At 68.8% G+C, this 26,879-nt stretch carries 23 protein-coding genes; 15 read left to right on the forward strand and 8 right to left on the reverse strand.

Annotated features, from left to right (window positions below):
- Positions 1-11: 11 nt before the first annotated feature.
- On the reverse strand, positions 12-929 hold the full coding sequence (locus tag AC3A6X_RS17670) for a beta-keto acid cleavage family enzyme (RefSeq protein ID WP_487843408.1): 918 nt from the start codon (positions 927-929) through the stop codon (positions 12-14).
- 106 nt (positions 930-1,035) lie between these two features.
- On the opposite strand from AC3A6X_RS17670, the gene AC3A6X_RS17675 reads away from it, so the two are divergent.
- Positions 1,036-1,743 (forward strand): Crp/Fnr family transcriptional regulator, encoded by a 708-nt coding sequence (locus AC3A6X_RS17675; protein WP_487843409.1) that lies wholly within the window; start codon positions 1,036-1,038, stop codon positions 1,741-1,743.
- 27 nt (positions 1,744-1,770) lie between these two features.
- Here the strand turns inward: AC3A6X_RS17675 and AC3A6X_RS17680 are convergent, their stop codons facing one another.
- Entirely contained in the window at positions 1,771-1,986 is a 216-nt protein-coding gene (locus AC3A6X_RS17680; RefSeq protein ID WP_487843410.1) for a hypothetical protein, read from the reverse strand.
- Between the two features lie 177 nt (positions 1,987-2,163).
- Here AC3A6X_RS17680 and AC3A6X_RS17685 point away from each other — a divergent pair, with 177 nt between their 5' ends.
- Together AC3A6X_RS17685 and AC3A6X_RS17690 are read left to right on the forward strand one after the other, a co-directional pair.
- The gene (locus AC3A6X_RS17685) at positions 2,164-2,424 is read left to right on the forward strand and encodes a ribbon-helix-helix domain-containing protein (protein ID WP_487843411.1); all 261 of its coding nucleotides are present in this window, start codon (positions 2,164-2,166) and stop codon (positions 2,422-2,424) included.
- A complete protein-coding gene (locus AC3A6X_RS17690; protein ID WP_487843412.1) occupies positions 2,421-2,753 on the forward strand; it encodes a type II toxin-antitoxin system RelE/ParE family toxin in 333 nt (110 codons plus the stop codon). Before AC3A6X_RS17685 ends, AC3A6X_RS17690 begins: the two co-directional genes overlap by 4 nt.
- Before the next feature lie 8 nt (positions 2,754-2,761).
- Here AC3A6X_RS17690 and AC3A6X_RS17695 read toward each other — a convergent pair whose 3' ends face one another.
- Positions 2,762-3,043 carry a hypothetical protein gene (locus tag AC3A6X_RS17695; RefSeq protein ID WP_487843413.1) on the reverse strand — a complete coding sequence of 94 codons (282 nt, stop codon included), beginning with the start codon at positions 3,041-3,043 and terminating at the stop codon, positions 2,762-2,764.
- Positions 3,044-3,345: 302 nt separating this feature from the next.
- On the opposite strand from AC3A6X_RS17695, the gene AC3A6X_RS17700 reads away from it, so the two are divergent.
- The 6 genes from AC3A6X_RS17700 to AC3A6X_RS17725 all read left to right on the forward strand — a co-directional run bounded on the left by AC3A6X_RS17700 (position 3,346) and on the right by AC3A6X_RS17725 (position 13,912).
- Positions 3,346-6,483: an efflux RND transporter permease subunit gene (locus AC3A6X_RS17700; RefSeq protein WP_487843414.1), complete on the forward strand. Its 3,138-nt coding sequence runs from the start codon at positions 3,346-3,348 to the stop codon at positions 6,481-6,483.
- Between the two features lie 56 nt (positions 6,484-6,539).
- Positions 6,540-7,280 carry a hypothetical protein gene (locus tag AC3A6X_RS17705; RefSeq protein ID WP_487843415.1) on the forward strand — a complete coding sequence of 247 codons (741 nt, stop codon included), beginning with the start codon at positions 6,540-6,542 and terminating at the stop codon, positions 7,278-7,280.
- 31 nt (positions 7,281-7,311) lie between these two features.
- Positions 7,312-8,334, forward strand: a complete 1,023-nt coding sequence (locus tag AC3A6X_RS17710; RefSeq protein ID WP_487843416.1) for an efflux RND transporter periplasmic adaptor subunit — start codon at positions 7,312-7,314, stop codon at positions 8,332-8,334.
- 40 nt (positions 8,335-8,374) lie between these two features.
- The gene (locus tag AC3A6X_RS17715) at positions 8,375-11,512 is read left to right on the forward strand and encodes an efflux RND transporter permease subunit (RefSeq protein ID WP_487843417.1); all 3,138 of its coding nucleotides are present in this window, start codon (positions 8,375-8,377) and stop codon (positions 11,510-11,512) included.
- A gap of 25 nt (positions 11,513-11,537) precedes the next feature.
- The gene (locus AC3A6X_RS17720; RefSeq protein WP_487843418.1) at positions 11,538-12,254 is read left to right on the forward strand and encodes a hypothetical protein; all 717 of its coding nucleotides are present in this window, start codon (positions 11,538-11,540) and stop codon (positions 12,252-12,254) included.
- An 80-nt stretch (positions 12,255-12,334) separates the two neighbouring features.
- Entirely contained in the window at positions 12,335-13,912 is a 1,578-nt protein-coding gene (locus tag AC3A6X_RS17725; RefSeq protein WP_487843419.1) for an alginate export family protein, read from the forward strand.
- A 67-nt stretch (positions 13,913-13,979) separates the two neighbouring features.
- Here the strand turns inward: AC3A6X_RS17725 and AC3A6X_RS17730 are convergent, their stop codons facing one another.
- The gene (locus AC3A6X_RS17730) at positions 13,980-14,924 is read right to left on the reverse strand and encodes a LysR family transcriptional regulator (RefSeq protein ID WP_487843420.1); all 945 of its coding nucleotides are present in this window, start codon (positions 14,922-14,924) and stop codon (positions 13,980-13,982) included.
- A gap of 103 nt (positions 14,925-15,027) precedes the next feature.
- On the opposite strand from AC3A6X_RS17730, the gene aptA reads away from it, so the two are divergent.
- Positions 15,028-16,386, forward strand: coding sequence for an omega-aminotransferase AptA (aptA, locus tag AC3A6X_RS17735; protein ID WP_487843421.1), 1,359 nt, complete (start codon positions 15,028-15,030; stop codon positions 16,384-16,386).
- A 6-nt stretch (positions 16,387-16,392) separates the two neighbouring features.
- On the opposite strand, the gene AC3A6X_RS17740 is transcribed toward aptA, so the two are convergent.
- From AC3A6X_RS17740 to AC3A6X_RS17750, 3 genes are all read right to left on the reverse strand, one after another.
- Positions 16,393-17,643 (reverse strand): type II toxin-antitoxin system HipA family toxin, encoded by a 1,251-nt coding sequence (locus tag AC3A6X_RS17740; RefSeq protein WP_487843422.1) that lies wholly within the window; start codon positions 17,641-17,643, stop codon positions 16,393-16,395.
- Positions 17,633-17,902 carry a helix-turn-helix domain-containing protein gene (locus AC3A6X_RS17745; RefSeq protein ID WP_487843423.1) on the reverse strand — a complete coding sequence of 90 codons (270 nt, stop codon included), beginning with the start codon at positions 17,900-17,902 and terminating at the stop codon, positions 17,633-17,635. The genes AC3A6X_RS17740 and AC3A6X_RS17745 overlap by 11 nt, the downstream gene beginning before the upstream one ends.
- A 152-nt stretch (positions 17,903-18,054) precedes the next feature.
- On the reverse strand, positions 18,055-18,690 hold the full coding sequence (locus AC3A6X_RS17750) for a Crp/Fnr family transcriptional regulator (protein WP_487843424.1): 636 nt from the start codon (positions 18,688-18,690) through the stop codon (positions 18,055-18,057).
- A gap of 199 nt (positions 18,691-18,889) precedes the next feature.
- Here AC3A6X_RS17750 and AC3A6X_RS17755 point away from each other — a divergent pair, with 199 nt between their 5' ends.
- The 5 genes from AC3A6X_RS17755 to AC3A6X_RS17775 all read left to right on the forward strand — a co-directional run bounded on the left by AC3A6X_RS17755 (position 18,890) and on the right by AC3A6X_RS17775 (position 26,164).
- A complete protein-coding gene (locus AC3A6X_RS17755) occupies positions 18,890-20,488 on the forward strand; it encodes a phospholipase D-like domain-containing protein (RefSeq protein WP_487843425.1) in 1,599 nt (532 codons plus the stop codon).
- Between the two features lie 82 nt (positions 20,489-20,570).
- Entirely contained in the window at positions 20,571-23,699 is a 3,129-nt protein-coding gene (locus AC3A6X_RS17760) for an adenylate/guanylate cyclase domain-containing protein (RefSeq protein ID WP_487843426.1), read from the forward strand.
- A gap of 24 nt (positions 23,700-23,723) precedes the next feature.
- Positions 23,724-24,374: a redoxin domain-containing protein gene (locus AC3A6X_RS17765; protein ID WP_487843427.1), complete on the forward strand. Its 651-nt coding sequence runs from the start codon at positions 23,724-23,726 to the stop codon at positions 24,372-24,374.
- A 108-nt stretch (positions 24,375-24,482) separates the two neighbouring features.
- Positions 24,483-24,833 carry a helix-turn-helix domain-containing protein gene (locus AC3A6X_RS17770; RefSeq protein WP_487843428.1) on the forward strand — a complete coding sequence of 117 codons (351 nt, stop codon included), beginning with the start codon at positions 24,483-24,485 and terminating at the stop codon, positions 24,831-24,833.
- A 20-nt stretch (positions 24,834-24,853) separates the two neighbouring features.
- Positions 24,854-26,164, forward strand: a complete 1,311-nt coding sequence (locus AC3A6X_RS17775) for a type II toxin-antitoxin system HipA family toxin (protein ID WP_487843695.1) — start codon at positions 24,854-24,856, stop codon at positions 26,162-26,164.
- Positions 26,165-26,299: 135 nt separating this feature from the next.
- Here AC3A6X_RS17775 and AC3A6X_RS17780 read toward each other — a convergent pair whose 3' ends face one another.
- Entirely contained in the window at positions 26,300-26,833 is a 534-nt protein-coding gene (locus tag AC3A6X_RS17780) for an SLATT domain-containing protein (RefSeq protein WP_487843429.1), read from the reverse strand.
- Positions 26,834-26,879: the final 46 nt, after the last annotated feature.

Here is a 26,879-nt window from a genome sequence, read left to right on the forward strand (position 1 = left end):
GAGAGCGTTCGTCACAGGGCGAATTCGGGGCGCGGCAGGCCCACGCGCGGCAGGCCCATCATGTCGCGCGCCTCGGCGGGCGTCGCGGGTTCCATGTCCATCTCGCCGAGGATGCGCACGATGCGCTCCGTCAGCTGCAGATTAGTTGCGAGCTCGCCGTGGCGGTAGTAGAGGTTGTCCTCCAGCCCGACGCGCGCATGGCCGCCCAGCAGCAGCGCGCTGATGTTGGCCTCCAGCTGCGAGGGCCCGATGCCGCTGACGCAGAAGATTGCGCCCTTGGGCAGCGTGTCCACCATCATCTGCAGGTGGCGCGGCGAGAAGGGCATCGCGTTCTGAAAGTTGCGGTGCACGTTCATCACCAGGTTGATGAAGTAGGGCTGCTCGTCCAGCCCCTCGTTGATCAGCGTGGTCGTGTCCTGCAGGATGTGGGTGGGGCTGAAGACCTCCCATTCGGGCTTGATGCCGCGCGCCTTCATGCCGGCGGCGAGCTCGCGGCCCTTGCCCAGCGGCGTGTCCATCAGGATCTCGCGGCCCTCGAAGCTGAGGTTGAGCGTGGTCGCGTCCAGCGTGCACATCTCGGCGCCGGCGTCCATGCCCTTGACGCGCTCCTCGAAGGCGATCTCCCAGCGCCCGCCGGGCAGCGGCTTGACCATGTCGCCGTGCACGCCGCCGCCGGTGGAGTTGTTGATCACGATGTCGCAGCCGGCGTCGCGGATGCGCTGGTTGATCTCGCGGTACACCGCCGCGTCGCAGGTCGCGCCGTCGTCCGGCCGCCGCGCATGGATGGCGGCCACGCTGGCGCCGGCCTTCCAGCAGGCCACCACGTCGGCGGCAATCTCCGCGGGCTGGGTGGGGAGGTGGGGGTTCTGCGACTTGTGCGCCATGCCGCCGGTGGGGGCAATGGTCACGATCACCTTGCGCTTGGACATCGGGTCGGTCTCCTTGGCTGAGCGCGCTATTATTTTTGCCCGCCGGCGTGCCCACAGTCATTGCGACGACATTTGGAGTCAGGGTTTACGCGGCGCAGGAGCGTCGATGCACAACAAGCCGAGCCGGCGACCGGCGGCATCCCTTTCCATCCCCGAGCTGCTGGAGCGTTCGGTCTGGTTTCCCGCGCTGGATGCGCAGGCCCAGGCGCGCGTGCTGGACGAGATCCGCGAGCAGCCGGTGGCCGCCGGCTGCGCACTGTGCCGGCGGGGCGACACGCCGCTGCACTGGTACGGCACGCTGGAGGGGCTGCTCAAGTGGTCCATCACCGCCGACGACGGCCGCGCCGTGACGCTCGGCGGCCTCTCGGTCGGCAGCTGGTTCGGCGAGGGCACGCTGCTGCGGGCCCTGCCGCGCTCGGCCGACATCATCGCGCTGCGCGACAGCCGGGTGGCGCGCCTGCCGCTGGAGACCTTCGAGTGGCTGCACCAGACGCAACTGAGCTTCAACCACTTCCTGCTGCGCCAGCTCAACGAGCGGCTGCACTGGTTCATGGGCAACTACGCGGCGCACCGGCTGCTCGACGCCGACAGCCAGGTCGCGCGGGCGCTGGCGGGCCTGTTCCATCCGTGGCTGCATCCGGGCAGCGATGCGCACCTGCAGACCTCGCAGGAGGAGATCGCGAACCTCTCGGGGCTGTCGCGCCAGCGCTGCAACGCGGCGCTCAACCGGCTGCGCGAGGCGGGGCTGCTGCGCATCGAGTACGGGGGGATCACGGTGGTCGACCTGGAAGGCCTGCGGCGCTTCGTCGAGTAGCGCCGGCCGGCCCCATGGCCGGCGGCTTCAGTGCTGCTGTTGCTGCGTCTTGTGCAGGGGCTTGGCGCCCGGGCTCTGGGGCTGTTCGCCTTCCTCGGCAGGGCCGGCATGCGGGCGCCCTCGCTGCAGCTCGTCGTGCTCTTCGTCGAGGCGGCGCACCTGCTCGTCACGCCACTTCTCGTAGTCCGGATCGCGCCGCGGCGGGCGTTCCTCCGCAGGACTGGGGGCAACGTGTCTGGGCATGATCAAGCTCCTTGGAAGGCGATTGCCTTCAAGCTAGCCGATGCCGTACTCGTCGATGTCGGGACGGCGCGGGATTCGCCGTCGGAGAACACGCACGTGGCGGCCGCGGCCGCGTAGCCCTCACAGCGTTCGCCAAGGACCTTGCCAAATTTTGCCAAAGCACCTAGGCTTGCGGGCGTGAGCACCATGAACATTTCACTGCCGGAGGCGCTCAAGGAGTTTGTCGACCGGCAGGTGGCCGAGCGCGGCTTTGGTACCAGCAGCGAATATTTGCGTGAGCTGATCCGCAAGGACAAGGATCGCACGCAGCTGCGCGCCTTGCTGATGGCCGGCGCCGGGTCCCCCTTGGGTGCGCCGGCCGACGAAGCCTTTTTCGAACAACTGCGCGCACGCGTCCAGAAGGGCAAGGCTGCGACGCGAGGCCGCTCCGCGCGTTGAAGTCCAAGCCAGTCCGTCCCCGCCAGCTTGCGATCGAGGACGTCGAAGCGGCAGTCGATTGGTATCTGACGGAGGCTGGTGCGCAAGCAGCCGCGGGATTTGTCGACGAACTGGAGGCGGCCTTTGCGCACATCGGTCGCCATCCGGGCGCCGGTTCGCCGCGTTATGCCCATGAGCTCGACATTGCGGGTCTCAGGTCGTGGCCCATGACCCGGTATCCGTACCTGCTCTTCTATTTCGAGCAAGCCCAACATATCGAGGTATGGCGCGTCCTGCATGGCAATCGTGACCTGCCGGCTTGGCTCTCAAAGCCTCCGGGCAAAGCCTAGACGCCACCTCAGAACTTGTGCGCCAGACGAGGCGGCCCGTCTTCTTCGCCCGTGCTCTCGTCGTCCACCGAGGCGAGTCGGAGGCGCGCGGCTTCGTGCCGCACCATCAGTTCCGCATAGCGCTCGCGCGCGGCCGGCTTCGACGGCGTCTGCTGCATGCAGGCGGCGAAGAAGCGCGACTCCTCCGCGTTCAGGCCCTGCAGCACCTCCTGCCCCTTGGCATCGATGGCCAGGCCGCTGCGGGCGGACAGCTCGGCGCGCTGCTCGGTGGACATGTCCAGAAGCTTCATGCTCGGCTCCTCGTCAACTCCTCGTAGTCTGGCACCAATCGCCGGCCGCGACACGCGGACCGCGCCTGGATGTCGCAGGCCTCATGCAACAGCGTCGCAGCCGCGTGACACCCGATGACGCGTCGCCGATCCCTGCGGCGCCGCACAACCAAACGCGTGCATCGGTCACTTGATATTTGCGATGGCCTCACCTAAAACCCACTTATTACATGGAGAAACCGGCCTGCGCGTCCGTGCGGCCGACAGAGGAAGGAAGTGCGAGCAACTGGCCCTTGGGCAGCGGGCCAGGCGGGGGACGATGAATGTTCACCTGGATCATCGGCTCAAGTCTGAGGTTCCGTTTCCTGGTGCTCGCCATCGCTGCCACGCTGTTGGTCTTCGGCACCCAGCAGCTGCGCAGGATGCCGGTCGACGTGTTCCCGGAGTTCGCTCCGCCCAAGGTCGAGATCCAGACCGAAGGCCCGGGCATGACCTCCATCGAGATCGAGGAACTCATCACCATCCCCATGGAAGACCAGCTGCGCGGCGTGCCGGGCGTCGAGTACGTGCGCTCCTCGTCTGTCACGGGCCTGTCGCAGGTGGTGCTGCTGTTTCGCACCGGCACCGACCTCATGGACGCGCGGCAACGCGTGCAGGAGCGCCTGAAGCTCGCCATCGCCGAGCTGCCGAAGTCCTCCGGCATGCCGGTGATGCTGCAGCCCCTGTCCTCGACCAGCCGGGTCATGAAGATCGGGCTGTCGTCGAAGGTGTACGACCCGATGGACCTGTCGATGATCGCCTACTGGACGATCAAGTTCCGCCTCATGTCCGTCCCTGGCGTCGCCAACATTCCCATCTGGGGCGACCGGATCAAGTCCCTGCAGGTGCAGGTCGAGCCGAGCCTCATGCGCGCCCACGGCGTCACGCTCAACGAGGTGATGGAGACCACCGCGGACGCGCTGGACATCGGCCTGCTGACGTACAGCTCGGGGGCCAAGGCCCGCATCGACGGCATGATCGACACGCCCAACCAGCGCTTCGCCATCCACAACGAGTCGCCGGTGCTCTCGGTCGAGCAACTGGCCGCGGTGCCGCTGACGCTCAAGGGCCGGCGCGTCAACCCGCCGCGCCTGGGCGACGTGGGCCAGGTCGTGTGGGACACCTGGCCGCTGGTCGGCGATGCCGTCATCAACGACGAGCGCGGCCTGATGATGATCGTCGAGAAACTGCCTTGGGCGAACACGCTGGAGGTCACGCGCGGCGTGGAGGAAGCGCTGGCGGCCCTGAAGCCGGGGCTGCCCGGCATCGAGATCGACTCCACGATCTTCCGCCCGGCGACCTTCATCGAGCTGTCGATGGCCAACCTGATGCAGGCGCTCGTCATTGGCTGCGTGCTGGTGGTGATCGTCCTGTGCGCCTTTCTCTACGAATGGCGGGTGGCGCTGATCAGCATCGTCGCGATCCCCCTGTCCCTGGTGGCGGCCGGCGTGGTGCTGCACCGGATGGGCGCCACGATCAACACCATGGTGCTGGCCGGATTCATCGTCGCCCTGGGCGACGTGGTGGACGACGCCATCATCGACGTCGAGAACATCGTCCGGCGGCTGCGGCAGCACCGGCAGGCGGGCAGCGCCAAGTCGACGGCGCGCATCATCCTCGACGCCTCGATCGAGGTCCGCTCCGCCATCGTCCATGCCACGGTGATCGTCGTGCTGGCGGTGACGCCCGTGTTCTTCATGGGCGGGCTCTCGGGCGTGTTCTTCGAGCCGCTGGTGCTGGCCTATCTGGTGGCGATGCTGGCGTCCATGGTGGTGGCCCTGACGGTCACGCCGGCGCTGTGCCTGCTGCTGCTGGACGGCACGCGCATCGAGCAGCGGGAGTCGCCGCTGGTCCCGTGGCTGAAGCGCCGCTACGGCGCGATGCTCACGCGCACCCTGGAGGCGCCGCGCAAGACGCTGACGGCGGCCGCGGTCTTCGTCGTTGCCGCCCTCTGCGTGTGGCCCTTCCTCGGGGCCTCGCTGCTGCCGGAGTTCAAGGAGCGGGACTTCCTGATGCACTGGGTTCCGCCCGAAGGCACCTCGCACCCGGAGACCTTCCGCATCACCCAGGCGGCCAGCCGCGAGCTTCGCGCCATCGAGGGCGTGCGCAACTTCGGCGCCCACATCGGGCGCGCCGTCGGCGGCGACGAGCCCTATGGCGTCAATTTCACCGAGAACTGGATCAGCGTCGACCCCAAGGTGGACTACGACAAGACCCGCGCCAGCGTGGAGGCGGCGGTGGCCGGCTACCCCGGGCTCTACCGCGACGTGCAGACCTACCTGAAGGAGCGGATCAAGGAGGTGCTGACCGGCGCGGGCGAGTCCATCGTCGTGCGCATCTTCGGTCCCGAGCTGCCGGTGCTGCGCGACAAGGCCCGCGAGGTGGAGAGCGCGCTGAAGGGCATTCCCGGGCTGGTCGACCTGCACCTGGAGCAGCAGGTCGACGTGCCGCAGGTGCAGGTCAAGGTGGACCTGGAGAAGGCCGCCCGCCACGGGATCAAGCCCGGCGACGTGCGGCGGGTCGTGAACATCCTGATGTCGGGCATCGAGGTCACGGACATCCACCGGGGCGGCAAGGTCTACGACGTCTTCGTGTGGACGGCGCCCGCGTCTCGCCAGAACGTGGACGACATTCGCGAGTTCCTGATCGACACGCCCTACGGCGGGCGCGTGCGGCTGGCCGAGGTCGCGGAGGTCGGCGTCCTGCCGACGCCGAACAAGATCAAGCGCGAGAACAACTCACGGCGCATCGACATCCACGCCAACGTCCGAGGCCGCGACCTGGGATCGGTGGCCAACGAGGTCGAGCAGCGGCTCGAGGGCCTGCAGTTCCCGATCGGCTACTACCCGCAGCTGCTGGGCGAGTACAAGGAGCGCCAGGCGGCGCAGCGGAACCTGCTGGTGGCGACCCTGGCCGCCGTGGCGGCGATCTTCCTCGTGCTGCATGCCACCTTCGCGAACCTGCGGCTGGCCACCATGGTCTTCCTGGCCCTGCCGGCGGCGCTGGTGGGCGCGGTGCTGGCGACCTTCGCGGCCGACCGGGTCATCTCGCTCGGCTCCCTGGTCGGCATCATCACCATCCTGGGCCTGTCGGCGCGCAACGGCATCATGCTCATCGAGCACTGCCGGCACCTCGAACGGGTGGAAGGGATGCCTTTCGGCCGCGCGCTCGTCCTGCGCGGCGCCGGCGAGCGCCTGTCCCCGATCCTGATGACCACCCTGTGTACGGCGCTGGCGCTGCTGCCGCTGATCGTGCCGGGCAGCATTCCCGGCCACGAGGTCGAGCACCCGATGGCGGTGGCCATCCTGGGCGGCATCGTCACCTCGTCCCTGCTGAGCCTGTTCGTGGTGCCTGTCCTGTACCTGCGCTTCGGTGCCGGCGAGCCGGTCGAGGTGCTCACGCCCCGCACGGCCTCGCCCTAGCGAAAGCCTGCCGATGACTGCATCGAGTCGACGGTCGAAGAAGAAGAGAGGCATCCATGGTTCGCTTGCTCGGTTATCTCGGCGTGTTCTCGGCGGTCATCGCCCTGGCCTTCGCTGCGCCCGGGCGGGCGCAGGCGCAGCAGGACCCCGCGCCGGACCACCAGCCCGTTCCCCGTTCCCAGACCAATGACAGCGCGGCGGACGACCACACGCCCAAGCCGGTGCAGGACGCGGCGGAGCCGGACCACGTCCGCGGCCAGGTCACCCGGGTCGAAGGGGCCTCCATCGTCGTGAAGACCGGCGACGGCAAGACGCTGAGCATCGGGCTCCAGGACAACACCACGGTCATCGGCCTGAGCAAGGGCAGCTTCACGGAAGTGGACTTCGGGGTCTACGTCGGTACGGTGGCGGTGAAGCTGGAGGAATACAGCCCCATCGTGCGCGACTCGGCGGTCTGGCTGCACAAGGGCTTTGAGCTGCGGATCATCGACGACAAGCTGCGCGGCATCGCGCTCGGGCACAGGAAGTGGGACCTGACGCCGGACAGCATCATCTCCCACGGCTGGGTCGACGACCTCGAGGTGCGGGTGCTCTCGATCAAGTGGGGCCCCACGGACTATGACGAGACCGATGTCGAGGTGCCGCGCGACGTGCCGGTGCAGCGGATGTCGCTCGGCGACAAGAGCCTGATCAAGCCGGGCAGCTCGGTGTTCGTCGGGGCGCAGAAGGGGCCGGATGGCAAGTACGTGGCGCTCTTCGTCCTGGTCGGCAAGGACGGGATCGTCCCGGCCCTGTAGCCGGCGAGTGCAACAGACAAGGAGGCATCCCATGAAGACAACCCAACCCATCGTCCTCTCGCGAGCAGGCTGCACGCGCCTGGCCGCGGTCGCGGCGCTGCTGTGGGTGCCGATGGCGGCGCATACCGCGGACTCCGGCCCCTCGAAGCCGGCCGCGAAGAGCTCCGCCGTCGCGCTTCAACCGGTGGCCGGCAGCAGCGTGAAGCGCGTCGTGCTGAGCGCCAAGGCCGCCGAGCGGCTGGGGATCGAGACCGGCACCGTGCGCGAAGAGCCGATCGTCTTCAGGCAGATGGTCAGCGGGCTCGTGGTTGCGCCCGTCGACAGGGCACCGGTCCCGAAGCCCGGCGGCGGCACCTTCGGCGGCTTCGCGCAGGCCGCCGGCGGCCCCGCCATGGGCCTGCCCGCGGGCGGCGCAGGCCCGGCTGCCGGGGTCGCCAAGGTCGCCGTCGTCGCGGGGGCACCGGCCGAGCCGCCGGCATCGGACGGTCCGGCGAGCGGCGCAGCAAAGGTCATGGCCGCCTCGGACCTTCAGCCTTCCCCCGGCACGGCACCGCCGCGGGCGAACGCGCCGCTGGTCGGCGATGCCTGGGTGCTGGTGAGCCTGTCGCCGGCGGAGTGGGAGCGGCTGGCGAAAGACAAGCCCGCGCGCCTGCTGCCGCTGGCCACCCGCGACCGTCCGCAGGGCGAGTTGGTGGCGCGGCCCTCCGGAATGGTGCCGGTGGAAGACGCGAAGCGCTCGATGCTGTCGCTCCACTACATCGTGGCCGGCGCGGACCATGGCCTCGCGCAGAACACCCGCCTGCGGGTCGAGCTGCAGATCGCCGGTGACGAGGCCCGGCGCAAGGTCGTGCCCTACGGTGCCGTGTACTACGACGGCAAGGGCGCACCCTGGGTCTATGTCGTCGCCGGCCCGTTGAGCTTCGAGCGCCGGCGCGTCGGCGTGGAGCGCGTGGTGGGCGACCTGGCGGTGCTCTCCAGCGGCCCCGAGGCGGGGACCCCGGTGGTCACCGTGGGGGCATCGCTGCTCTTCGGGGCGGAGATCTTCGGGAAGTAGGGCGCGCGTGCCGGCAAGGCGTTGGCGAAAGGGGGCCGCTATGTTTCGCTGGATCATTGGCCTGGGCCTGCAGTTTCGCTTCCTGGTGCTGGGCATCGCCGCGGCCCTGATGGTCTTCGGCACGGCCCGCCTGCGCCATGCGGCGGTCGACGTCTTTCCCGAGTTCGCGCCGCCGGTGGTGGAGGTCCAGACCGAGGCGATCGGCCTGTCGGCCGACGAGGTGCAGGCGCTGATCACACTCAACCTGGAAGAGCTGCTGTCGGGCGTGCCCTGGCTGCACTCGATCCGCTCGCAGTCGGTGACCGGCCTGTCGTCGATCGTGCTCACCTTCAAGCGCGGCACCGACATCATGAAGGCCCGGCAGATGATCCAGGAGCGTTTGACGCTGGCCTACACGCTGCCGAACATCGCGCAGCCGCCGGTGATCCTGCAGCCGCTGTCGGCCACCTCCCGCTTCATGATGGTCGGCATCACCTCGGACCGGGTCGAGCCGACCGAGCTGTCGCTGCTCGCACGCTGGACGGTCAAGCCGCGGCTGCTGGGCGTGCCCGGCGTGGCGAACGTGGCGATCTGGGGGCAGCGCCTGCGGCAGATGCATGTGCAGATCGACCCCAACCGTTTGCACGACGCCAAGGTGCTGCAGGAGGACATCATCGCGGCGGCCGGCGATGCGCTGTGGGTGTCGCCGCTGACCTTCCTCAAGGGATCGGCGCCCGGCACCGGCGGCTGGATCGACAACCGGAACCAGCGCCTGGGCGTGCAGCACACCATGCCGATCGAGACGCCGGAGGACATGGCGAAGGTGGCCGTCACGACGCCGCACTTGCTGCTGTCGGGCAAGAGCCTGTCGCTGGGCGAGGTCACCGAATTGACTTTCTCGCATCCGCCGCTGATCGGCGACGCGGTGGCCCGCAACGGCGGCGGCCTGATCCTGGTCATCGAGAAGTTCCCCTCCACCAATACGCTGGAGGTCACGCGCTCGGTCGACCGGGCGCTGGCGGAGCTGGCGCGCGGCCTGCCGGGCGTGCAGATCGACACCCGGATGTACCGGCTGGCGTCCTACGTCGACGACTCCATCGCCCACCTGGCCGAGGCGATCCTGATCGGGGGCGCGCTGGTGATCCTGGTGATCGGCGCCTTCCTGCACAGCTGGCGCAGCGCGCTGATCAGCGCGGTGTCGATCGCGCTCACGCTGCTGGCCGCCCTGGCCGCGCTGCAGCTGACCGGCGCCACCATCAACACCATGATCCTCGCCGGCCTGATCATCGCCCTCAGCGTCGTCATCGACGACGTGGTGGCCGACACCGAGCTGCTGCGGGAACGGCTGCGAGCGCGCAGCGCCGAGGGCAGCGCGACGGTCGCGGCGGTGGTCTTCGAGACCACCCTGGCATCGCGACGCGACGCGCTCTACGCGACCCTGGTGGTGATCCTCGCCGTGCTGCCCATCTTCTTCATGGGCGGCGTGGCCGGCTCCTTCTTCGAGCCGCTGGCGCTTGCCTATCTGCTGGCGGTGGCGGCGTCGATGGCGGTCGCGCTGACGGTGACCCCGGTGCTGAGCCTGATGCTGCTTGGGCATGCGGCCGGACGGGAACGCGAATCGCCGGCGGCGGCCTGGCTCGGCCGGCATTACGACACAGCCCTGCGGCGGCTGCTGGGCGTGCCGCGCAAGGCGGTGCTGGCGGGCGGGATCGCGGTGCTCGCCGGCATCGCCATCTGGCCGCTGCTGGGCCATTCGCTGCTGCCCACCTTCAAGGAGCAGGTGCTGATGGTGAACTGGTCCACGCCACCGGGGACCTCTCATGCCGAGACGCATCGGATCACCGCGCGGGTCAGCAACGAGCTGCGCTCCCTGCCCGGCGTGCGCTCCGTCGGCGCCCATGTGGGGCGCGCGGTGACCGGCGACCAGGTGGTGGGCATCAATGCGAGCCAGATCTGGATCGGCCTCGATTCCAAGGCCGACTACGACAAGACGGTCGCGGCGATCCGGGAGACCCTCGAGGGCTACCCGGGCATTGCGCACAGCGTGCGCTCCTACCTGCGCGACAAGGTCGGCGAGGTGCTCACCGGCACCGGTCACGCGATCGTCGTGCGCATCTACGGCCACAAGCTGGAGGTCCTGAACCAGAAGGCCGAGGAGATCAGGCAGGCGCTTGCCGGCGTCAAGGGCATCGTCGACCTGCACACCGAAGGCCAGGTGGAGGAACTGCAGGCACAGGTCAAGGTGGACCTCGATGCCGCCGGCCGCGCCAACGTCAAGCCCGGCGACGTGCGGCGCGCGACCGCGACCGTCTTCTCCGGCCTGGTGGTCGGCTACCTGTTCAAGGAGCAGAAGATCTACGAGGTGGTGGTCCACGGTGCACCCGAGGCACGCCACAGCCTGAGCAACCTGCGTGACCTGTGGGTGGACAAGTCGGATCGCACCCAGGTGCGCCTGGGCGATGTTGCCGACGTTCGCCTGGTCTCGACCCCGACGGTGCTGCGCCACGAGCGCATTGCGCCCTACGTCGACGTGGTGGCCAACGTGGCGGGACGCGATGCGAGCTCGGTGGCGGAAGAGGTGGAGGACCGGCTGGAGAAGCTCCAGTTCCCGCTCGAGCATCACCCCGAGCTGCTGGGCGAGTCGGCCGAGCTGGAAAGCGCCCAGCAGCACATGCTGGGCGTGGCGGCCGCCGCGCTGATCGGCATCCTGCTTTTGCTGCAGGCCTGCTTCGGAAGCTGGCGCCTGGCCTTCCTGGCCTTCCTGGGCTTGCCGGCCGCGGTGGCCGGCGGCGTGCTGGCGGTGCTCGCCAGCGGAGGCGTGATGTCGCTGGGCTCGATCGTGGGCTTCCTCGCGGTGCTGGGCATCGCGGCGCGCAACGGCGTCTCGCTGATCGATCACTACCAGCAGCTCGAGGCGCGGGACCGGGTGCCCTTCGGTCCCGAGCTCGTCCTGCTCGGCGCGCGGCAGCGGCTGTCGCCCATCCTCGCGGGCTGTCTAGCGATCGTCGCCGCCCTGCTGCCGATCGTCGTGTTCGGCCAGCGCGCCGGCTTCGAGATCCTGCAACCCATCGCCATCGTGATCATCGGCGGCCTGCTCGCCTCCACGGCCGTGACCTTGCTCGTGATGCCGGTCTTGTACCTGCTCGTTGGGGCGCAGGCCCGCCGCCACGCGGATCTGGGCCTGGCTGAGACGGCGTGAACCCCCTTGGAAAAGGAGAACATCCATGACGACGAAGAAGTTTCACCAACTGCTGGCCGTCGCCGCGATCGCTGCGTGCTGCTGCGGCGGCGCCGCCGCCGCGCAGCAGGACGCGGCCGGCACTTCGGCATGGCAGGAGGAGTTCGGCATCGCGGACTGCCGCCTGCTCACCGAGGGCCGCAACACCTACTTCGTGCTGGAGCCGGGCTACCAGCTCGTGCTCGAAGGCGGCGGCACCAAGCTGGAGATCACCGTCCTCGACGAGACCAAGACCATCGGCGCAACGAAGACGCGCGTGGTCGAGGAGCGGGAGTGGAAGAAGGGCGAGCTCTACGAGGTTTCCAGGAACTACTTCGCCATCTGCGAGCAGACCAAGGACGTCTTCTATTTCGGCGAGGACGTGGAGTTCTACAAGAAGGGCAAGGTGGTCGGCCACGACGGCAGCTGGCACGCGGGCGTCAACGGCAGCCGGGCCGGACTGATCATGCCCGGAACGCCGAAGCTGCGGATGAAGTACTACCAGGAGATCGCGCCCGGCGTGGCCATGGACCGGGCCGAGGTCGTCAGCCTCACCGAGACCTGCAAGACGCCGGCGGGCACCTTCACCGGCTGCCTGAAGGTGAAGGAAGGCTCGGCCATCGAATTGCTGGCGAGCGAGTACAAGTACCACGCCCCCGGCATCGGCCTGGTCAGGGACGAGGACCTGCGGCTGGTGCGCCACGGATTCATCAAGAACAAGTGACTGCGCCGTGCCTGCGGGCTCTGCCTCATTGCCTTCGGACCACGGCTACGCAATCATCCGTCGGCATTGAGGCAGGAGGCATGGCAACAATGAAGAACGGCAAGGGCTTGAATCGCATCTGTCGAAGCGCAACGCATTCTCTCGTCTGCTCCACCTTGATCGCCGCGGCGCCGGATGCGCTGGCGCTCGAAGTCGACCCGGAAGCCGTGCTCGCGGCCGCGCCCGCGGCCGGCAGCACCGATGCCGCCCCGCCGCTCGACAGGCCGCCCCGCCATGACGATGCCGACCTGCGGGTGGCGCAGTTCCAGCTGCCTCCACCCACCTCCACGTTGCCGGCCATCCCTGGCGATCCGGTGTACTCGAGCTACCCGGAGCGGCCGTTCATCTCGCGCCTGAGCTACCAGTTCTCCTACGGCAGCGAGTCCGACGTCACCTACCGCCGCAATGTGGACCTGGACAAGCGGCTGAAGGACAACTCCCTCATCCTCTCGCCGCAGATCAACGGAAGCATCATCTACCGGCCCACCGACCGGGTGGAGATGATGCTGGAGATGCTGCTCCAGCAGGACTTTGCCTCGCAGGAAGAAAAGATCGTCATCCTGCCGAACGGCCAGACGCAGCTGGCGCCGCGCCGCTACCTCATGCTGCCGATCGACCAGGCCTGGGTGACCTTCAAGGAGGTGGGGCCGGTGGACCTGACCTTCGGACGGCGCAACTACGAGGACGACCGGCACTGGCTGTACGACACCTCGCTGGACACGGCGCTGGCGCGCTTCAAGGAAGGCGCATTCCAGGCCGAGTTCAGCTACTCGCGCAAGGACCGGTTCGACGGGGACCTGTGGGGGCCGACCCAGAAGACCCGCAACGACACCTACATGGCCTACCTCGCCTACCGCGGCATCGAGGACATGCGCCTGGGCGGCTACACCATCTACCGGGAGGACCAGGCGGGCAGGGAAGGGCAGCCGCTGCACCTGGGCCTGCGCGCCTCCGGCAACCCGAGCGACCGCTTCAACTTCTGGAGCGAGCTGGCGATGCTGCGCGGCAAGGACGAGACGAAGAAGCAATTCCGGGGCTACGCCGTCGACCTCGGCGGGACCTACCGCTTTCCGCACCTGCCCTACGCGCCCAGCATCACGCTGGGCTTCGCTTATGGCAGCGGCGACGGGAATCCCAACGACAGGCGCAATCGCGAGTTCAGGCAGACCGGCCTGCAGTCCAACGAAGGCAGGCTGGCGGGCATCCCCAAGCTGAAGTACTACGGCGAGGCGCTCGATCCGGAGCTGAGCAACCTCCAGATCTTCACGCTGGGGGTGGGCTTCAGGCCGGCACCGAACGTCTCGGTCGACCTCGTCTATCACCGCTACAAGCTCAACCACCTCGCCGACACCCTGCGCAACTCGGCGCTGACCGCCGAGATGAACCAGGACGCCTCGCGGCCGAGCAAGCAGGTCGGGGACGCGCTGGACATCGTGGTGGGCATTCGCAACCTGTTCGGCATCCGGCGGCTGGGGCTGGACCTGAGGGCGGGCTGGTTCTTTCCCGGCCACGCCTTCCGCAACGAAGTGATCACGACCAATCCTGTCACCAGGAGGCAGACCAGCAGCTACCGCAACGCGGACCTGGGGATCAGCGTGATCGCCAAGTTCTGGTACTGAGCGAGCGGCGCATCGAGGGGAAGCACTGTTCCACGGGCGTCGCTTCCTGCGGCGAACATGCCGTCGCTCAAGCCACGCCATGCGCCTGCAACAGCGCCTCCCTGAAGGCCAGCGCCGCGCGCGAGGGCGCCGGCGAGCGCCGCATCACGCACACGAAGCCGCAGTCGTAGCGGAACATCGACTTGCGCACCGGCCGCATGCGCCCGCCGTCCTCGAAAACCCGCCCGTAGTGGTCGGGCAGGAAGCCCAGGAAGCGCCCGGAGAGAATCAGCGTCGCGATCGCCTCCTGGTCCAGGCCGGTGGCGGCGCGCTTGAGCCCGGCGCGGTGGCTGGCCTCCATGTTGGGCGAGTGGTAGCCCAGCCCGGCGAAGCGATGGGCGCGCAGGCCCTTCCAGTCCAGCCCGGTGTTGCGGCCCTCGAACAGCGGATGGCCGGCACCGCAGTACAGCAGCATGGTCTCGTCGAACAGCAGGTCGTAGGCCAGGCTCTCGGAGCTGCGGTGCGCGGGGATGATGCCCACGTGCAGGCTGCCGTCGATCAGCTGGCGCTCGATCGCGTTGATGGTGCCGATCTGGATCTGCAGCGCCACCTCGGGCGCGCGCTCGACGAAGCCGGCGATGGCCTCGCCGATGCGCGCCTTCGGGTTGGTCGCGGTCTTGTCGAAGAGCCCGATCTCCAGCTGTCCGCCCATGCGCTGGTGGATGTCGTCCACGCCGCTGCGGAAGGTGTCGACCGCGCTCAGCAGCCGCATCGTCTCCTCGTAGATGCGCTGCCCCTCGACCGTCAGCGCGAAGCCGGCGCGGCCGCGCCGGCACAGGGTGAGGCCCAGCCGCGTCTCCAGGTCCTTGATCTGCCGGCTGATGGTGGAGGTGCCGACGTTGAGCTCCAGCTCGGCCGCCGCCATGCCGCCGCAGTCGGCCACGGCCTTGAAGACCTTGAGCATGCGCAGGTCCGATTCGCCGAGCTGGCCCAGGCGGGAAGGGGCGGAAGAGGAGGGCGCCTTTACTTTCATGGATTGGCAAGTGAACGTGGATACTCCGTCATTGGCCGAAGTATCGAGCCTCCTCAGAATCGATGCCACCTCCAACCCGCCGGCGCGCCAGCGCCCTCCTGCCATGAGCTCCCTCGCTGCCGACACGCCCGCCCATCTCCCCACGGTCCGCACCGACGCCGCCTGGCTGGATGCGCACTGGATGCCCTTCACCGCCAACCGCCAGTTCAAGGCCGACCCGCGCCTGATCGTCGAGGCCCAGGGCCTGTACTTCACCGACAGCGACGGCCGCAAGATCTTCGACGGCCTGTCCGGCCTGTGGTGCTCGGGCCTGGGCCACGGCCGGCCCGAGATCACCGAGGCGGTGAGCCGCCAGATCGCGAAGCTGGACTATTCGCCGGCCTTCCAGTTCGGCCATCCGCTGTCCTTCGAGCTCGCCAACCGGCTGCGCGAGCTCACGCCCGAGGGCCTGGACTACGTGTTCTTCACCGGCTCCGGCTCCGAGGCCGCCGACACCTCGCTCAAGATGGCGCGCGCCTACTGGCGCGCCAAGGGCCAGGGCGGCAAGACCCGCCTGATCGGCCGCGAGAAGGGCTACCACGGCGTCAACTTCGGCGGCATCTCGGTGGGCGGCATGGTCGCCAACCGCAAGACCTTCGGCCAGGCGGTGGAGGCAGATCACCTGCCGCACACCCAATTGGCGGCCAATGCCTTCTCGCGCGGCGAGCCGGCGCAAGGCGCCGAGCTGGCCGACCGCCTGCTGGACCTGATCGCGCTGCACGACGCGAGCAACATCGCGGCCGTCATCGTCGAGCCCTTCTCGGGCTCCGCCGGCGTGGTGATCCCGCCCCAGGGCTACCTGAAGCGCCTGCGCGAGATCTGCACCGCCAACAACATCCTGCTGATCTTCGACGAGGTCATCACCGGCTTCGGCCGCGCCGCCGCCATGACCGGGGCCGACGCCTTCGGCGTGACGCCGGACATCATGAACGTGGCCAAGCAGGTCACCAACGGCACCCAGCCGCTGGGCGCGGTGATCGCGAGCCGGGAGATCTACGACACCTTCATGGCGGCCGGCGGGCCCGACTACATGCTCGAGTTCCCGCACGGCTACACCTACTCGGCCCATCCGGTGGCCTGCGCCGCCGGCGTTGCGGCGCTGGACGTGCTGGTGAAGGAAGACATGGTCGGCCGCGTGCAGGCGCTGGCGCCGCACTTCGAAGCCGCGGTGCACAGCCTCAAGGGCAGCAAACATGTGGCCGACATCCGCAACTATGGCCTGGCCGCGGGCTTGACGCTCGCACCGCTGCCCGGCGAGCCGGCGCGCCGGCCCTACGAGGTGGCCATGGCCTGCTGGAAGAAGGGCTTCTACGTGCGCTATGGCGGCGACACGATCCAGCTGGCGCCGCCTTTCATCGCGGAGAAGGCCGACATCGAGCGGCTGGTCAGTGCGCTGGGCGACGCGCTGGCCGAGACGGCCTGACTTTGACTACGGGGCGGCGGGGGCTCGACGGGCATGCAGCATGCCGTCAGCCCACGCTTGCCTGATCTTCGCGAGAAAACCAGCCGGCACCCGCGCATCGCCTTTGGCGTCTTCCAGCGTCTGGTGCATGGCCTCTGCAATGGCTTCGAGCACACGGCCAGGCTGGCTCACCCCGCAAATGCGGCGACCGAAGTCATGGAGTTCCTCGGTGCTGGGGTAGGCCTTGTTCCGATGCCTGCCCGCGAAAAGCTTGAGCGCCAGCGTACGGTCCTCGAGCTCGGGACCACCCGGGTACTGCGTGTACCTGTAGACCGAGGTCGTCACCACGTCGAACATCGGCGCGAGCCACACATCCGCGGAGGAGCGGTACAGCACGCCGAAGTTCTTCAGGTGTGCATCGCCGTTGCGCACCATGACGGAGAAGGCCACCTGCTGGAAGAAGCGGTGCAGGTTGTCGCTGTGCAGCCGCAGTTGCCGCAGCAGCTCGGCGATGCGCTGGTAGCTGCCCTGGTACTTCCGGTCCGACAGGATCTCGCGCACGCGCAGGCCTGCCAGGGCTGCGACGTCCTCGAAGCCCAGCCGCTCGATGCGGCCATCGTCGCGCTGCACCAGGTCGAAGCGGTCCAGGATCAGCATCTGCCCATCGTCGGAGAGGGCGAACGAAGGCACTTCGATGCCGGCGCTCCTTGCAGCGCTCAGGCACAGGTACTCGTTGGCCGCCAGGCTCGGGTAGGCCGCGCTGGCGGCCTTCACGATGAGCGAGGGGACGGGAATCGTCGGGCGGTCCGGCACCATGATCTTGGGCTGCATGCCCGCAATCCCGGCGCCCGTGCTCAGGTAGGCGGCCACCAGTTCGTTGAAGACCTCCGGCGTGTATCGGGTCTTGAGCAGTTCATCCTTGCTCAAGGGCGGCGGTGCTGCCGCCGGCGGATGCTCCGGAAGGCTGTACCCCAGCCGGCCGATCCCGTTGCGGCCGATCAGTGCCAGCAGATGCATGGGCGTCATCGGCTGCTTGGGGAACAGCTCCCGGATCTTCATGAACAGGTCGCCCTCGGGCAAGTTCTGGTCCATAGGCGGGAACAGGTCGCCGTCCTGCCAGGTGAGTCTCTCCTTGGGCGGCATGAGCAAGGCCACGGGCGGCTGATCGGGGTCCGGGTCGAGGTAGCGGAATTCGTAGGTCGACGTCTTGAGCAGCTGGCCCGCAGCGTCCGCGTCGCCGATGGAGACCGCGAGGGCGCGGATCTTTTCAGGAAGCATCGTCTTCTTCCTGGAAGCGGCGCGCGACTTCCTCGGCCGAGGGCAGGCCGACGCCCTCCAGGCGCATGCCCAGGCCCAGAGCACCCAGGATGGCCATCAGGGACGAGACGGTGGAGTCTTCGCCAGCCTCCAGGCGGTAGATGACCTCGCGAACCTTGCCGGCCCTGGCCGCGAGCTCGGACTTGCTCATTCCAAGGGCCTCCCGCCGTTCGCGAAGGGTGCGGCCAAGTTCATCCGGCAAGCGGAGAGTGTCAGTCATGGCTGACAATTATCCGTACGGTGGCGTGATTTGCAAGCTATAACTTGCAGCCGCCTGATTTGGATGCCAGCTGCAACTGCCAGTTTTGACTTACAAACTACGCACTGCGACGCAAATTTGCTAGCCATAACTGGCAACCAGGCCAGCGCCGTTTACCACGCAGCCGGCAGCTTCTTCAAGATCACCAGCCGCCCGTCCCGCTGCCCGACATAGCCGCCGGCCGTGAGCTCCTTCATCACCCGGTTCACCATTTCGCGCGAGGAGCCGACGCGGTCGGCGATGTCCTGCTGCGTCAGCTTGTGGCGCAGCAGGCGCTCCTCGCCCACCGGCTCCGACAGCTCCGTCAGCACCCGCACCATGCGGCCGTAGACGTCCTGCAGCGCCAGGCTGCGCACCTGCTCGGTCAGGCGCCGCACCATGCGGATCAGCTTGCGGGTCAGGTGCATCGCGAAGTCGGGGTGGTCGGCCAGGAACTGGCGCAGCTCCGAGCCCTGCACCACCCGGCAGCTGCAGGTCTCCATCGCCTTGATCGAGGCCGAGCGCTTCTCGCCGTCGATCGAGAGCTCCCCGAAATACTCGCCCGGGCCGTGCTCGGCCAGCACCAGCTCGCGGCCGTCGTCCGAGCTGGCATAGATCTTCACCCGGCCGCTCAGCAGGATGTAGAGCGAATCGGTGGTGTCGCCCTCGTTGATCAGGATGGCGTTCGCGGGAAAGGTGCGCGTCATGCCCCGCGGCGCGATCGCGTCGAGCAGGTGCTGCGGCAGGCGGTCTTCGGCGTCGGCGGGCATCGGGGCGCTCCTGTGCACATGGGGGAAGCTGGATGTCGCCCTCGCGGCGACCGATTTCGGCGTCCCCAGCGGCAGTGTGACGCAGTTCACATCCGCGCTGCGCACTGCGCACTCGTGACGAAGGGGCTCTTTCCCTAGATTTGCGACATGGCCGGTGCGCATCGTTTTCACCGGCCGAACAAGTCCGATGGAGCCCGCAATGACCGCCTCTTTCGCCCGCAGCCCTCTCCTGATCGCCCCCTGGATCAGCCTGCGGCTGGCGATGGTGGCCTTCGTGCTGGCCGTGAGCGCGGTGCTGGCGGGCTGCGCCGGCCTGCCGAGCGCGGTGCAGCGCACCCCCTCCCAGGCCCGCACCGACGTGACCGACACCCGCCTTGCCACCGTCGCCGCCGCCTCCATGCCGGAGCGCGACGAGGCGCTGTCGGGCCTGCGCCTGCTGCCGGCCGGCGAGCAGGCTTTCGAAGCCCGCATCGCCCTGGCCCGCGCCGCCCAGAAGAGCATCGACGCCCAGTACTACCAGATCGCCGACGACGCTTCCGGACTGCAGTTCCTGCGCACCCTGGCCGAAGCAGCCGGCCGCGGCGTTCGCGTGCGCCTGCTGGTGGACGACCTGCACGCCATCGGCCAGGACACGCTGCTGGCCGGCCTGGCCGCCCGCCCCAACGTCGAGCTGCGCATGTTCAACCCGCTGCCGGTGCGCAACGGCGGCGTCGCCTCCCGCGTGGTCTTCTCGCTGCACGAGTTCTCGCGCATCAACCGCCGCATGCACAACAAGCTCTTCGTGGCCGACAACGCCTTCGCCGTCACCGGCGGCCGCAACATCGCCGACGAGTACTTCGACCGCAGCGGCCCGGACAACTTCATCGACATGGACATCCTGGCCGCCGGCGCCGCCGTGCAGGCCCTGTCTACGGTGTTCGACGGCTACTGGAACAGCGAGCAGGCCTACCCGATCCAGAGCCTGGTCGACGCCGCCCTGACCCCCGAAGCCGCCCGCCGCGCGTTCGACCAGGCCGCACAGCGGGCCGGTGCCGCCGAGCGCCCACTGGCTTCGCGCGACCTGCTCGGGCAGACCAGCGTCGGCGCCCAGCTCGCTACCGGCCGCCTCCAGCTGCACCTGGCCGCCGTCCGCGTGCTCGCCGATGCGCCCGTCAAGGCCCCGATGGCCGACGGCGCGGTCATGAACGGCAAACTCGAGCTGCTGCAGTCGGCGCGCTCGGAAGTGCTGGTGGCCTCGCCTTACTTCGTTCCCGGCCGCCGCACGATGGAGATCCTCAAGCAGGCCACCGACAGCCAGGTGCGCGTCTCCGTCATGACCAACTCGCTCGCCACCACCGACGAGCCTCTGGTGCATGCCGGTTATGCGCGCTATCGCACCGCCCTCCTGGACATGGGCGTCTCCCTGTACGAGCTGATGCCCGGCGCCGTGCCAGCCCGCGCCGTCGCCGGCGAGGTGCATGGCTCGCTGGGCCGGCTGCATGCCAAGCTCGCCGTGGTCGACGGTCGCCGCTTCTACATCGGTTCCCTCAACATGGACCGCCGCTCCGCCCACCTCAACACCGAGATGGGCCTGATCGTCGACAGCCCCGAGCTCGCCGGCCAGCTGGCCAGCCTGCTGCGCGGCGAGCGTCAGCCCCGCAGCTACCAGGTGCGCAGCGCCGGCGGCTCGAAGAACCTGCAATGGGTGGCGCAGGGCGGTGACGCACCGGTCGTGCTGGCCCAGGAACCGAATTCCCGCTGGTCCACCCAGCTGCGCCTGGCGCTGCTGTCCAGCCTCATCGACGAGGAACTTCTCTGATCCTTCGGGAAGGGGTCCCTGAAGGAGGGGAGGGCAAGGCCCCCCTGCGCGCGGCGGCCCGTCGCAGTACCATGGCCGCGCCATGGCTTGTCCCGCCTGTGGATTCGACGTCGACCGCGACTTCGCCTTCTGCCCGAAGTGCGGAACGCGGCTCGCGGCCGCCCCGCCCCCCGCCCCCGAGCCCGAGTCCGACCGCCGCATGGTCACCGTGATGTTCGCGGACCTGTCGGGCTTTACGGCGCTGTCCGAGACGCTGGACGCCGAGGACCTGCGCACGCTGCAGACCGAGCTCTTCGAGCAGATGGCCGCCACCATCCGCCGCTTCGACGGCTTCGTCGAGAAATTCGTCGGCGACGCCGTGATGGCCGTCTTCGGCGCCCCCGTGGCCCATGAGGAAGATCCGGAGCGCGCGCTGCGCGCCGCCCTGCTGCTGCACCGCCGGGTCGGCGAGCTCGGCGAGCGCTGGCAGGCGCGCACCGGCCGGCCGCTGTCCCTGCATATCGGCATCCACACCGGCCCCGTGGTCGCGGGCCATCTCGGCTCGGAGGGCGATGCCGCCTATGCCGTCACCGGCGACACGGTGAACGCCGCCTCTCGCCTCCAGAGCGCGGCGGGCGCCGGACAAACCGTGGTCAGCCACGCGACCTGGCTGCACACGCAGCATGCCTTCTGCTTCGAACCCATGGGCGAACTCGCGCTCAAGGGCATGGCCCAGCCGATGTCGGCCTACCGGCTGGAAGCGGCACTGAACGCCCCCCAGTCGACGCGCGGCCTGCAGGCGCACGGCCTGACCAGCGCGCTGGTCGGCCGCGAAAAGGAACTGGAGGCGCTGCAGCAGGCCTTCGAGCAGATGCGCGCCGGCCAGGGCCAGCTGCTGCGCATCGTTGCCGAGGCGGGCAGCGGCAAGACCCGGCTGCTCACCGAATTCCTGGAGCACCTTCGGGTCCAGGGCCGGCTGGAGGACGTGGCCCTGCGCCGCGCCGCCTGCTCCCCGCTCGGCGAGCGCGCCTACGGCGTGCCGGCGGCGCTGCTGCGCGACGCCTGGGGCCTGGACACGCGCGACCCGGACGACACGGCGCGGCAGAAGGTCGCCGCGGCGCTCGTCGGCCTGGGCGTGCAGGAAGCCGAGATGCAGGCGCTCGCGGCCTGCCTGGGCCATGTGCTGGGCCTGGAGGGTGAGGAGGCGCACACCCGCTACCTCGACCCGGAGCGGCTCAAGCAGCAGATCTTCTTCGCCGTTCACGCCGTGGTCGAGCGCCGCCTGCAGCAGAACCCCGTGATCATGATCGTGGAGGACCTGCACTGGACCGATGCCGCCTCGCTGGAGCTGCTGCGCTTTTTGGTGGAGCGGCTGCGCGACCGGCCTTTCATGCTGATGGCGACGCAGCGGCCGACGCCGGCCCTGGAGGCCTGGGCCGAGGCCGCGGGCGCGCAGACCGTGCTGCGCCTCGAGCCGCTGTCGGCGCGCTCCAGCGATGCCCTGCTCGATGGCCTGTTCGGCCCGCGCGCCCTGCCCGGGGCCTTGCGGCAGCGCATCGTCGAGCATGCCGGCGGCAACCCGTTGTTCCTCGAGGAGATGGCCCGTGGGCTCATTGCCGACGGGCTCCTGATGCGCCGGGGGGAGCGATGGGTCTACAACCCCAGCGTGAGCGCCGTCCAGGTGCCGCAGACCGTTCACGGCTTGCTGCTCGGCCGCATCGACCGGCTGCCCCCGCCCGTCCGCGCCGTGCTGCGCGAGGCCGCGGTGATCGGCCCCGAGTTCGACGAGGCCCTGCTGCGCGGCGTGGCGAGCGCGCCGGAATCGGTGGCGCAGGGGCTGGACAGCCTGCTCGACGCCGGCATGCTGGCCGCCATGCCCGCGGAGGACGGCCGCGAGTTCCGCTTTCGCCAGGGCTTGCTCCAGGAGGTCGCCTACCAGAGCCTCCTGCTGCGCCGCCGCACCGAGCTGCACACCCGCATCGGCGAGGCGCTGGAGAAGCAGTGCGGTGGCGAGCCCCGGCGGCTGGAGGAACTGCAGGCCCTGGGCCATCACTTCCGGCTGAGCGTGGACAAGGTGCGCGGCGCGCGCTATCTGGTCGCCGCCGGCGACTGGGCGCGCGGCACCTACGCCAATGACGACGCGATCCGCGACTACATGCAGGCGCTGGAGATCCTGGCCGCCAGCAAGGGCAACGAGGAACAGCGCCTGGCCGTGCGAGAGCGCCTGGCCGACGTGCTTGCCCCCGCGGGCCGCCTCGCCGAGGCCACGCAGCAGCTGTCCGCCGCCCGCGAAGGCCGCTCGGCCGACGGCGACCGGGTCTCCGAGGCCCGCCTGCTCGGCAAGATCTCCGCCCTGCGCTGGGAGGCCGGCGACCGCGTCGAGGCCCAGGAGTGCCTCACCACGGGGCTGGCGCTGGTCGACGGCGAGGCGCCGCACATCGAGCGCGCCTGGCTCTACCAGCGCATGGGCGAACTGCGCTTTCGCAACGCCGACAACCACGGCGCGCTGAACTGGACCCAGCGCGCGCTCGCCCACCTGGAGGCGCTCGAGGGCCGCGAGGGCGCGGACGAGGAGGAGCGCCGCAACGCCCGCGCCGCCGCCGCGCTCGCCCTCAATACCCAGGGCGTGGCGCTGGCCCGGCTGAACCGCCTGGACGAGGCCGTTGCCCAGCTCGAGCGCAGCGTGGCGGTGGCCAGCCAGGCCGACCTGCCGCAGGCCGAATGCCGGGCGCTGTGCAACCTGGGCGTGCTCTACAGCTCCAGCCACCCGCAGCGCGCCATCGAGGCCTGCGAGCGCGGCTTGGAGACCGCGCGCCGCATCGGCGACCTGGGCCTGCAGTCGCGCCTGTCGGCCAACCTGGCGGTGGCCTACTGCACCCTCACCAACCGCTGCGACGAGCGCGGCGTCGGCGCCGCCCATGCCGCCATCGAGATCGACCGCAGCACCGGCCAGCTGGACCACCTGGCCGTGTCGCTGGTCGTGCTGGCGCAGATCTACCAGTGCCACGGCGAGGCGGCGCGTGCGATGCAGCATTACCAGGAGGCGCTGGCCCTGGCCGAGAAGAGCGCCGAGCCGCAGTTACTCTTTCCTTGCTATGAAGGGCTTGCAACCCTGTACCTCGATGCCGATGATGGCGTGCAGGCGGAGCGCTACATGGCGCTTGCCCAGGACACCTGCCAGCGTGCGGGGCTGGACCCCGATGCGCTGGTCGTGCTTCCGTTCCTTTGCTGAATTTGCAGAAGGGAGTCGTTCATCATGGCCATGACAATGCACCCCGTCGCCCCCGGTGAAGTCGCACCGGGCTTCGCGCTCCCGTCGATTGCCGGCTCCGGCATCGTCACGCTCGACGACTATCGCGGCCGCAGCCCGCTCTTCCTGTCCCTGATGCTCGGCCTGTGGTGCCCCTTCTGCCGCCGGCAGCTGGCGCAGCTCGGCACCTTCGAGGAGCGGCTCAAGGGCATGGGCGTCGAGAGCCTGGCGGTGGTCGCCACGGCGCCGGAGAACGCGCGGCTGTACTTCAAGTTCAGGCCCACGAAAGTGCCTCTGGCCGCCGACCCCGATCTCTCCACGCATCGCGCCTATGGACTCCCCAAGCCGGAGCCCACGCCGGCCTTTATCGAAGCGTTGGACACGGTGCGCGTCAACCCCTACGGCGACCTGCCCGAGCCGCTGCCGGTCTCGCAGGCGGGCAAGGTGCTGCAGGAGATGGATGGCTACCAGTACACGCCGGCCGACCAGGTCGACGTCGAGAAGCAGTGGCCGCAGCTGAAGGGGCTGTTCATGATCGACCGCACGGGGGTTGTGCGCTGGGCGTACGTGGAGTGCGCGACGGAGGGGCTGGCGGGGATTGGGAAGATGCCGGCGGCGGAGGAGATATTGGAGGCGGCGCGGCAGTGCGCGGCTTGAGAGGGCGTTGAGGCGAGCTTTATCGCCCGAAGCCAGTATCTTGCACATATCGCCTTTAGGCGATAAAATGCAGTTACTGGCTTTGGCCGATAAATGCACCAACCGCCGATGGACTACGCAATCCGACTCGCAGACCAGCTGAGAGCGCATCTTCGTGCCCTGCGCAAGGAGCGCGGGCTGACCCAAGCCCAGCTCGGGCAGCGGCTGGGCCTTGGCCAGGCGCGTATCGCAGAGATCGAGGCCAAGCCGGGCTTGGTCAGCGTCGATCAGCTGGTCCAGATCCTGTCGGCCCTCGGTGCCACCCTGGTCCTGCGTGAGCTCGGGGAGGGCGCCGCGTCTTCAGTCGTGACAGCCCGTGAACCCGACGCCAAGGCCCTAACAAAACCAACGGCAAAGCGAGGGTCGACCCGTACACCGCCCCGGGCCCTCATCATCCCGCCGAAGAAGGGCTCCTGGTGAGCGCCGCCCTTGGCATCTGGATGAACGGGGAGCTTGTTGGCCACTGGAAAGTCGAGCGCGGCACCAGCAGCCTGACCTACGCGAGCGAATGGCTGCAGTCCGAGAAGCGCCGTCCGCTGTCGCTGTCCCTCCCCATCACGGGTGCGCGCGAGACCCGAGGGCAGGTGGTCACCAACTACTTCGACAACCTGCTGCCGGACAACCAGAAGATTCGCGAGCGCCTGAGCCGCCGCTTCAGGACCCGCAATGCCGAGGCCTTCACCCTGCTCGAGGCGATCGGCCGCGACTGCGTCGGCGCCGTGCAGTTGCTCCCTGAAGGCATGGCGCCGCAGGGCTGGGATCGCATCGACTGCGAGTCGTTGAGCGACGCGGGGGTGCGCAGGCTGCTGGACGCCGTGCCCTCGGACACCCCATTGGGCCAGGCCGCGGACGATGAAGACCTGTTCCGGATCTCGCTTGCAGGTGCGCAGGAGAAAACGGCGCTGACTCGGGTCGGCAAGCGATGGTGCCGGCCGCATGGTGCGACGCCGACCACGCATATCTTCAAGCTGCCGCTGGGGCTGGTCGGCGGATCGCGGCGCGTCGACCTGTCCGATTCCGTCGAGAACGAATGGCTCTGCGCGCAGCTGATCCGCGAGCTGGGCCTGCCGGTCGCCAACTGCGACATGGCGGAGTTCGACGGGCGGAAGGTGCTGATTGTCGAGCGCTTCGACCGTGCCTGGATGGACGGCGGCTCGTGGATCGCGCGCCTGCCCCAGGAGGACTTCTGCCAGGCGTTGGGGTATCCGCCGGATAAGAAATACGAGAAGGATGGTGGGCCCGGCATGGAAGCCTGCCTGAAATTGTTGGACGGCAGTTCCGATGCGCAGGTGGATCGGACGGCGTTTCAATTGACCCAACTGGCGTTCTGGCTGCTGGCTGCGACCGATGGGCATGCGAAGAACTACTCGATCTTTCTTGCGCAGGGCGATGTTTATGCGATGACGCCGCTCTACGACGTCATCTCGGTCTGGCCTTACGTCGGGGACGGAGCCAACCAGTTCCGATGGCGCAGCGCGGGGCTCGCGATGGCGCTGCGCGCGAAAAATGCGCACTACGCACTTCATACGATCCAGGCCAGGCACTGGCATTGGCTGGCAATGAAGAATGGTGGGCCCTCGGTTTGGGAGGCGATGACTGCCATGGTCGGCGAGGTGCAGGCGGCGATTGGGCGAGTCGAGGCGCGGCTTCCGACGGCGTTTCCCGGAAAGACCTGGGAGCGCATCGTGAAAGGGATGCGGTCACAGGTTAGGCAGTTTGAAAGTGGGCTACGCGCGCTGGAGGGAGGTTGAGGCGGCAACGCGAGCGGCCGTACGGGAGGCAGAGGCCGTGGCTGCCTCAACGCAGCGGCAAAGGGGTCTAAATGGGCGTTCTTTTGGGTGCGAGTGGCGGCGGTAAGTGCGCCGCCGTTCAGGCAGGCCCGGAGCCTATTTGCCCTTCTCGCGAATCGCCTTCCACTTTTCCTCGTAGCCGTCGATCAGCTGCTGGAATTCCTTGAAGCCCCACTCGGCGATTTCGTCCCTGCGTTCCTCGAAATCGGGACTGCGCTCCTCGAACTCCAGGCGCGTCTTGAGGTTCTCCAGGTCGCCGCAGTGCCCCATGATCACCACCCACAGCTCGCGCGGCGTGTAGAAGCCGCCGGCCAGCGTGATCAGCGTGATGATCGCGCTCAGGACCAGCACCACGTTGCTGGCCGCGATGCTTCGCTCGGGCCCCAAGGTCTGGAAGCCTGTGATCACCGTTACCAGCGCCGAGAGCGCTGCCGCAGACATCTGGTAGCCGAAGTTCAGGCGGCGGTACCACTTTGCCAAGCCGAGGCGCCGGTTGCAGGTGGCGTCGATCTGGCGGTAGAGGTAGTTGAGCTGGGTTTCGGCGTGCCGGCGACGCTCGGGGCGAGGTGTGGAATCGGACTCGAAGCCCGGCTCGTGTTGCTGGACGATTGCGGTGGGCTCGGCTGACATCGCGCGGTCCTTTCGCATGGGGGCTCGGTGCTTCGGGAGACGAGGG

The sequence above is a fragment of the Variovorax sp. Soil_C_12 genome, from assembly GCF_057657375.1.

Coding starts and splice junctions, on each gene's coding strand:
- AC3A6X_RS17670 (WP_487843408.1), bottom strand. CDS start 929: ATGTCCAAGCGCAAGGTGATCGTGACCATTGCCCCCACCGGCGGCATG.
- AC3A6X_RS17675 (WP_487843409.1), top strand. CDS start 1,036: ATGCACAACAAGCCGAGCCGGCGACCGGCGGCATCCCTTTCCATCCCC.
- AC3A6X_RS17680 (WP_487843410.1), bottom strand. CDS start 1,986: ATGCCCAGACACGTTGCCCCCAGTCCTGCGGAGGAACGCCCGCCGCGG.
- AC3A6X_RS17695 (WP_487843413.1), bottom strand. CDS start 3,043: ATGAAGCTTCTGGACATGTCCACCGAGCAGCGCGCCGAGCTGTCCGCC.
- AC3A6X_RS17700 (WP_487843414.1), top strand. CDS start 3,346: ATGTTCACCTGGATCATCGGCTCAAGTCTGAGGTTCCGTTTCCTGGTG.
- AC3A6X_RS17705 (WP_487843415.1), top strand. CDS start 6,540: ATGGTTCGCTTGCTCGGTTATCTCGGCGTGTTCTCGGCGGTCATCGCC.
- AC3A6X_RS17710 (WP_487843416.1), top strand. CDS start 7,312: ATGAAGACAACCCAACCCATCGTCCTCTCGCGAGCAGGCTGCACGCGC.
- AC3A6X_RS17715 (WP_487843417.1), top strand. CDS start 8,375: ATGTTTCGCTGGATCATTGGCCTGGGCCTGCAGTTTCGCTTCCTGGTG.
- AC3A6X_RS17720 (WP_487843418.1), top strand. CDS start 11,538: ATGACGACGAAGAAGTTTCACCAACTGCTGGCCGTCGCCGCGATCGCT.
- AC3A6X_RS17725 (WP_487843419.1), top strand. CDS start 12,335: ATGGCAACAATGAAGAACGGCAAGGGCTTGAATCGCATCTGTCGAAGC.
- AC3A6X_RS17730 (WP_487843420.1), bottom strand. CDS start 14,924: ATGAAAGTAAAGGCGCCCTCCTCTTCCGCCCCTTCCCGCCTGGGCCAG.
- aptA (WP_487843421.1), top strand. CDS start 15,028: ATGAGCTCCCTCGCTGCCGACACGCCCGCCCATCTCCCCACGGTCCGC.
- AC3A6X_RS17740 (WP_487843422.1), bottom strand. CDS start 17,643: ATGCTTCCTGAAAAGATCCGCGCCCTCGCGGTCTCCATCGGCGACGCG.
- AC3A6X_RS17745 (WP_487843423.1), bottom strand. CDS start 17,902: ATGACTGACACTCTCCGCTTGCCGGATGAACTTGGCCGCACCCTTCGC.
- AC3A6X_RS17750 (WP_487843424.1), bottom strand. CDS start 18,690: ATGCCCGCCGACGCCGAAGACCGCCTGCCGCAGCACCTGCTCGACGCG.
- AC3A6X_RS17755 (WP_487843425.1), top strand. CDS start 18,890: ATGACCGCCTCTTTCGCCCGCAGCCCTCTCCTGATCGCCCCCTGGATC.
- AC3A6X_RS17760 (WP_487843426.1), top strand. CDS start 20,571: ATGGCTTGTCCCGCCTGTGGATTCGACGTCGACCGCGACTTCGCCTTC.
- AC3A6X_RS17765 (WP_487843427.1), top strand. CDS start 23,724: ATGGCCATGACAATGCACCCCGTCGCCCCCGGTGAAGTCGCACCGGGC.
- AC3A6X_RS17770 (WP_487843428.1), top strand. CDS start 24,483: ATGGACTACGCAATCCGACTCGCAGACCAGCTGAGAGCGCATCTTCGT.
- AC3A6X_RS17775 (WP_487843695.1), top strand. CDS start 24,854: ATGAACGGGGAGCTTGTTGGCCACTGGAAAGTCGAGCGCGGCACCAGC.
- AC3A6X_RS17780 (WP_487843429.1), bottom strand. CDS start 26,833: ATGTCAGCCGAGCCCACCGCAATCGTCCAGCAACACGAGCCGGGCTTC.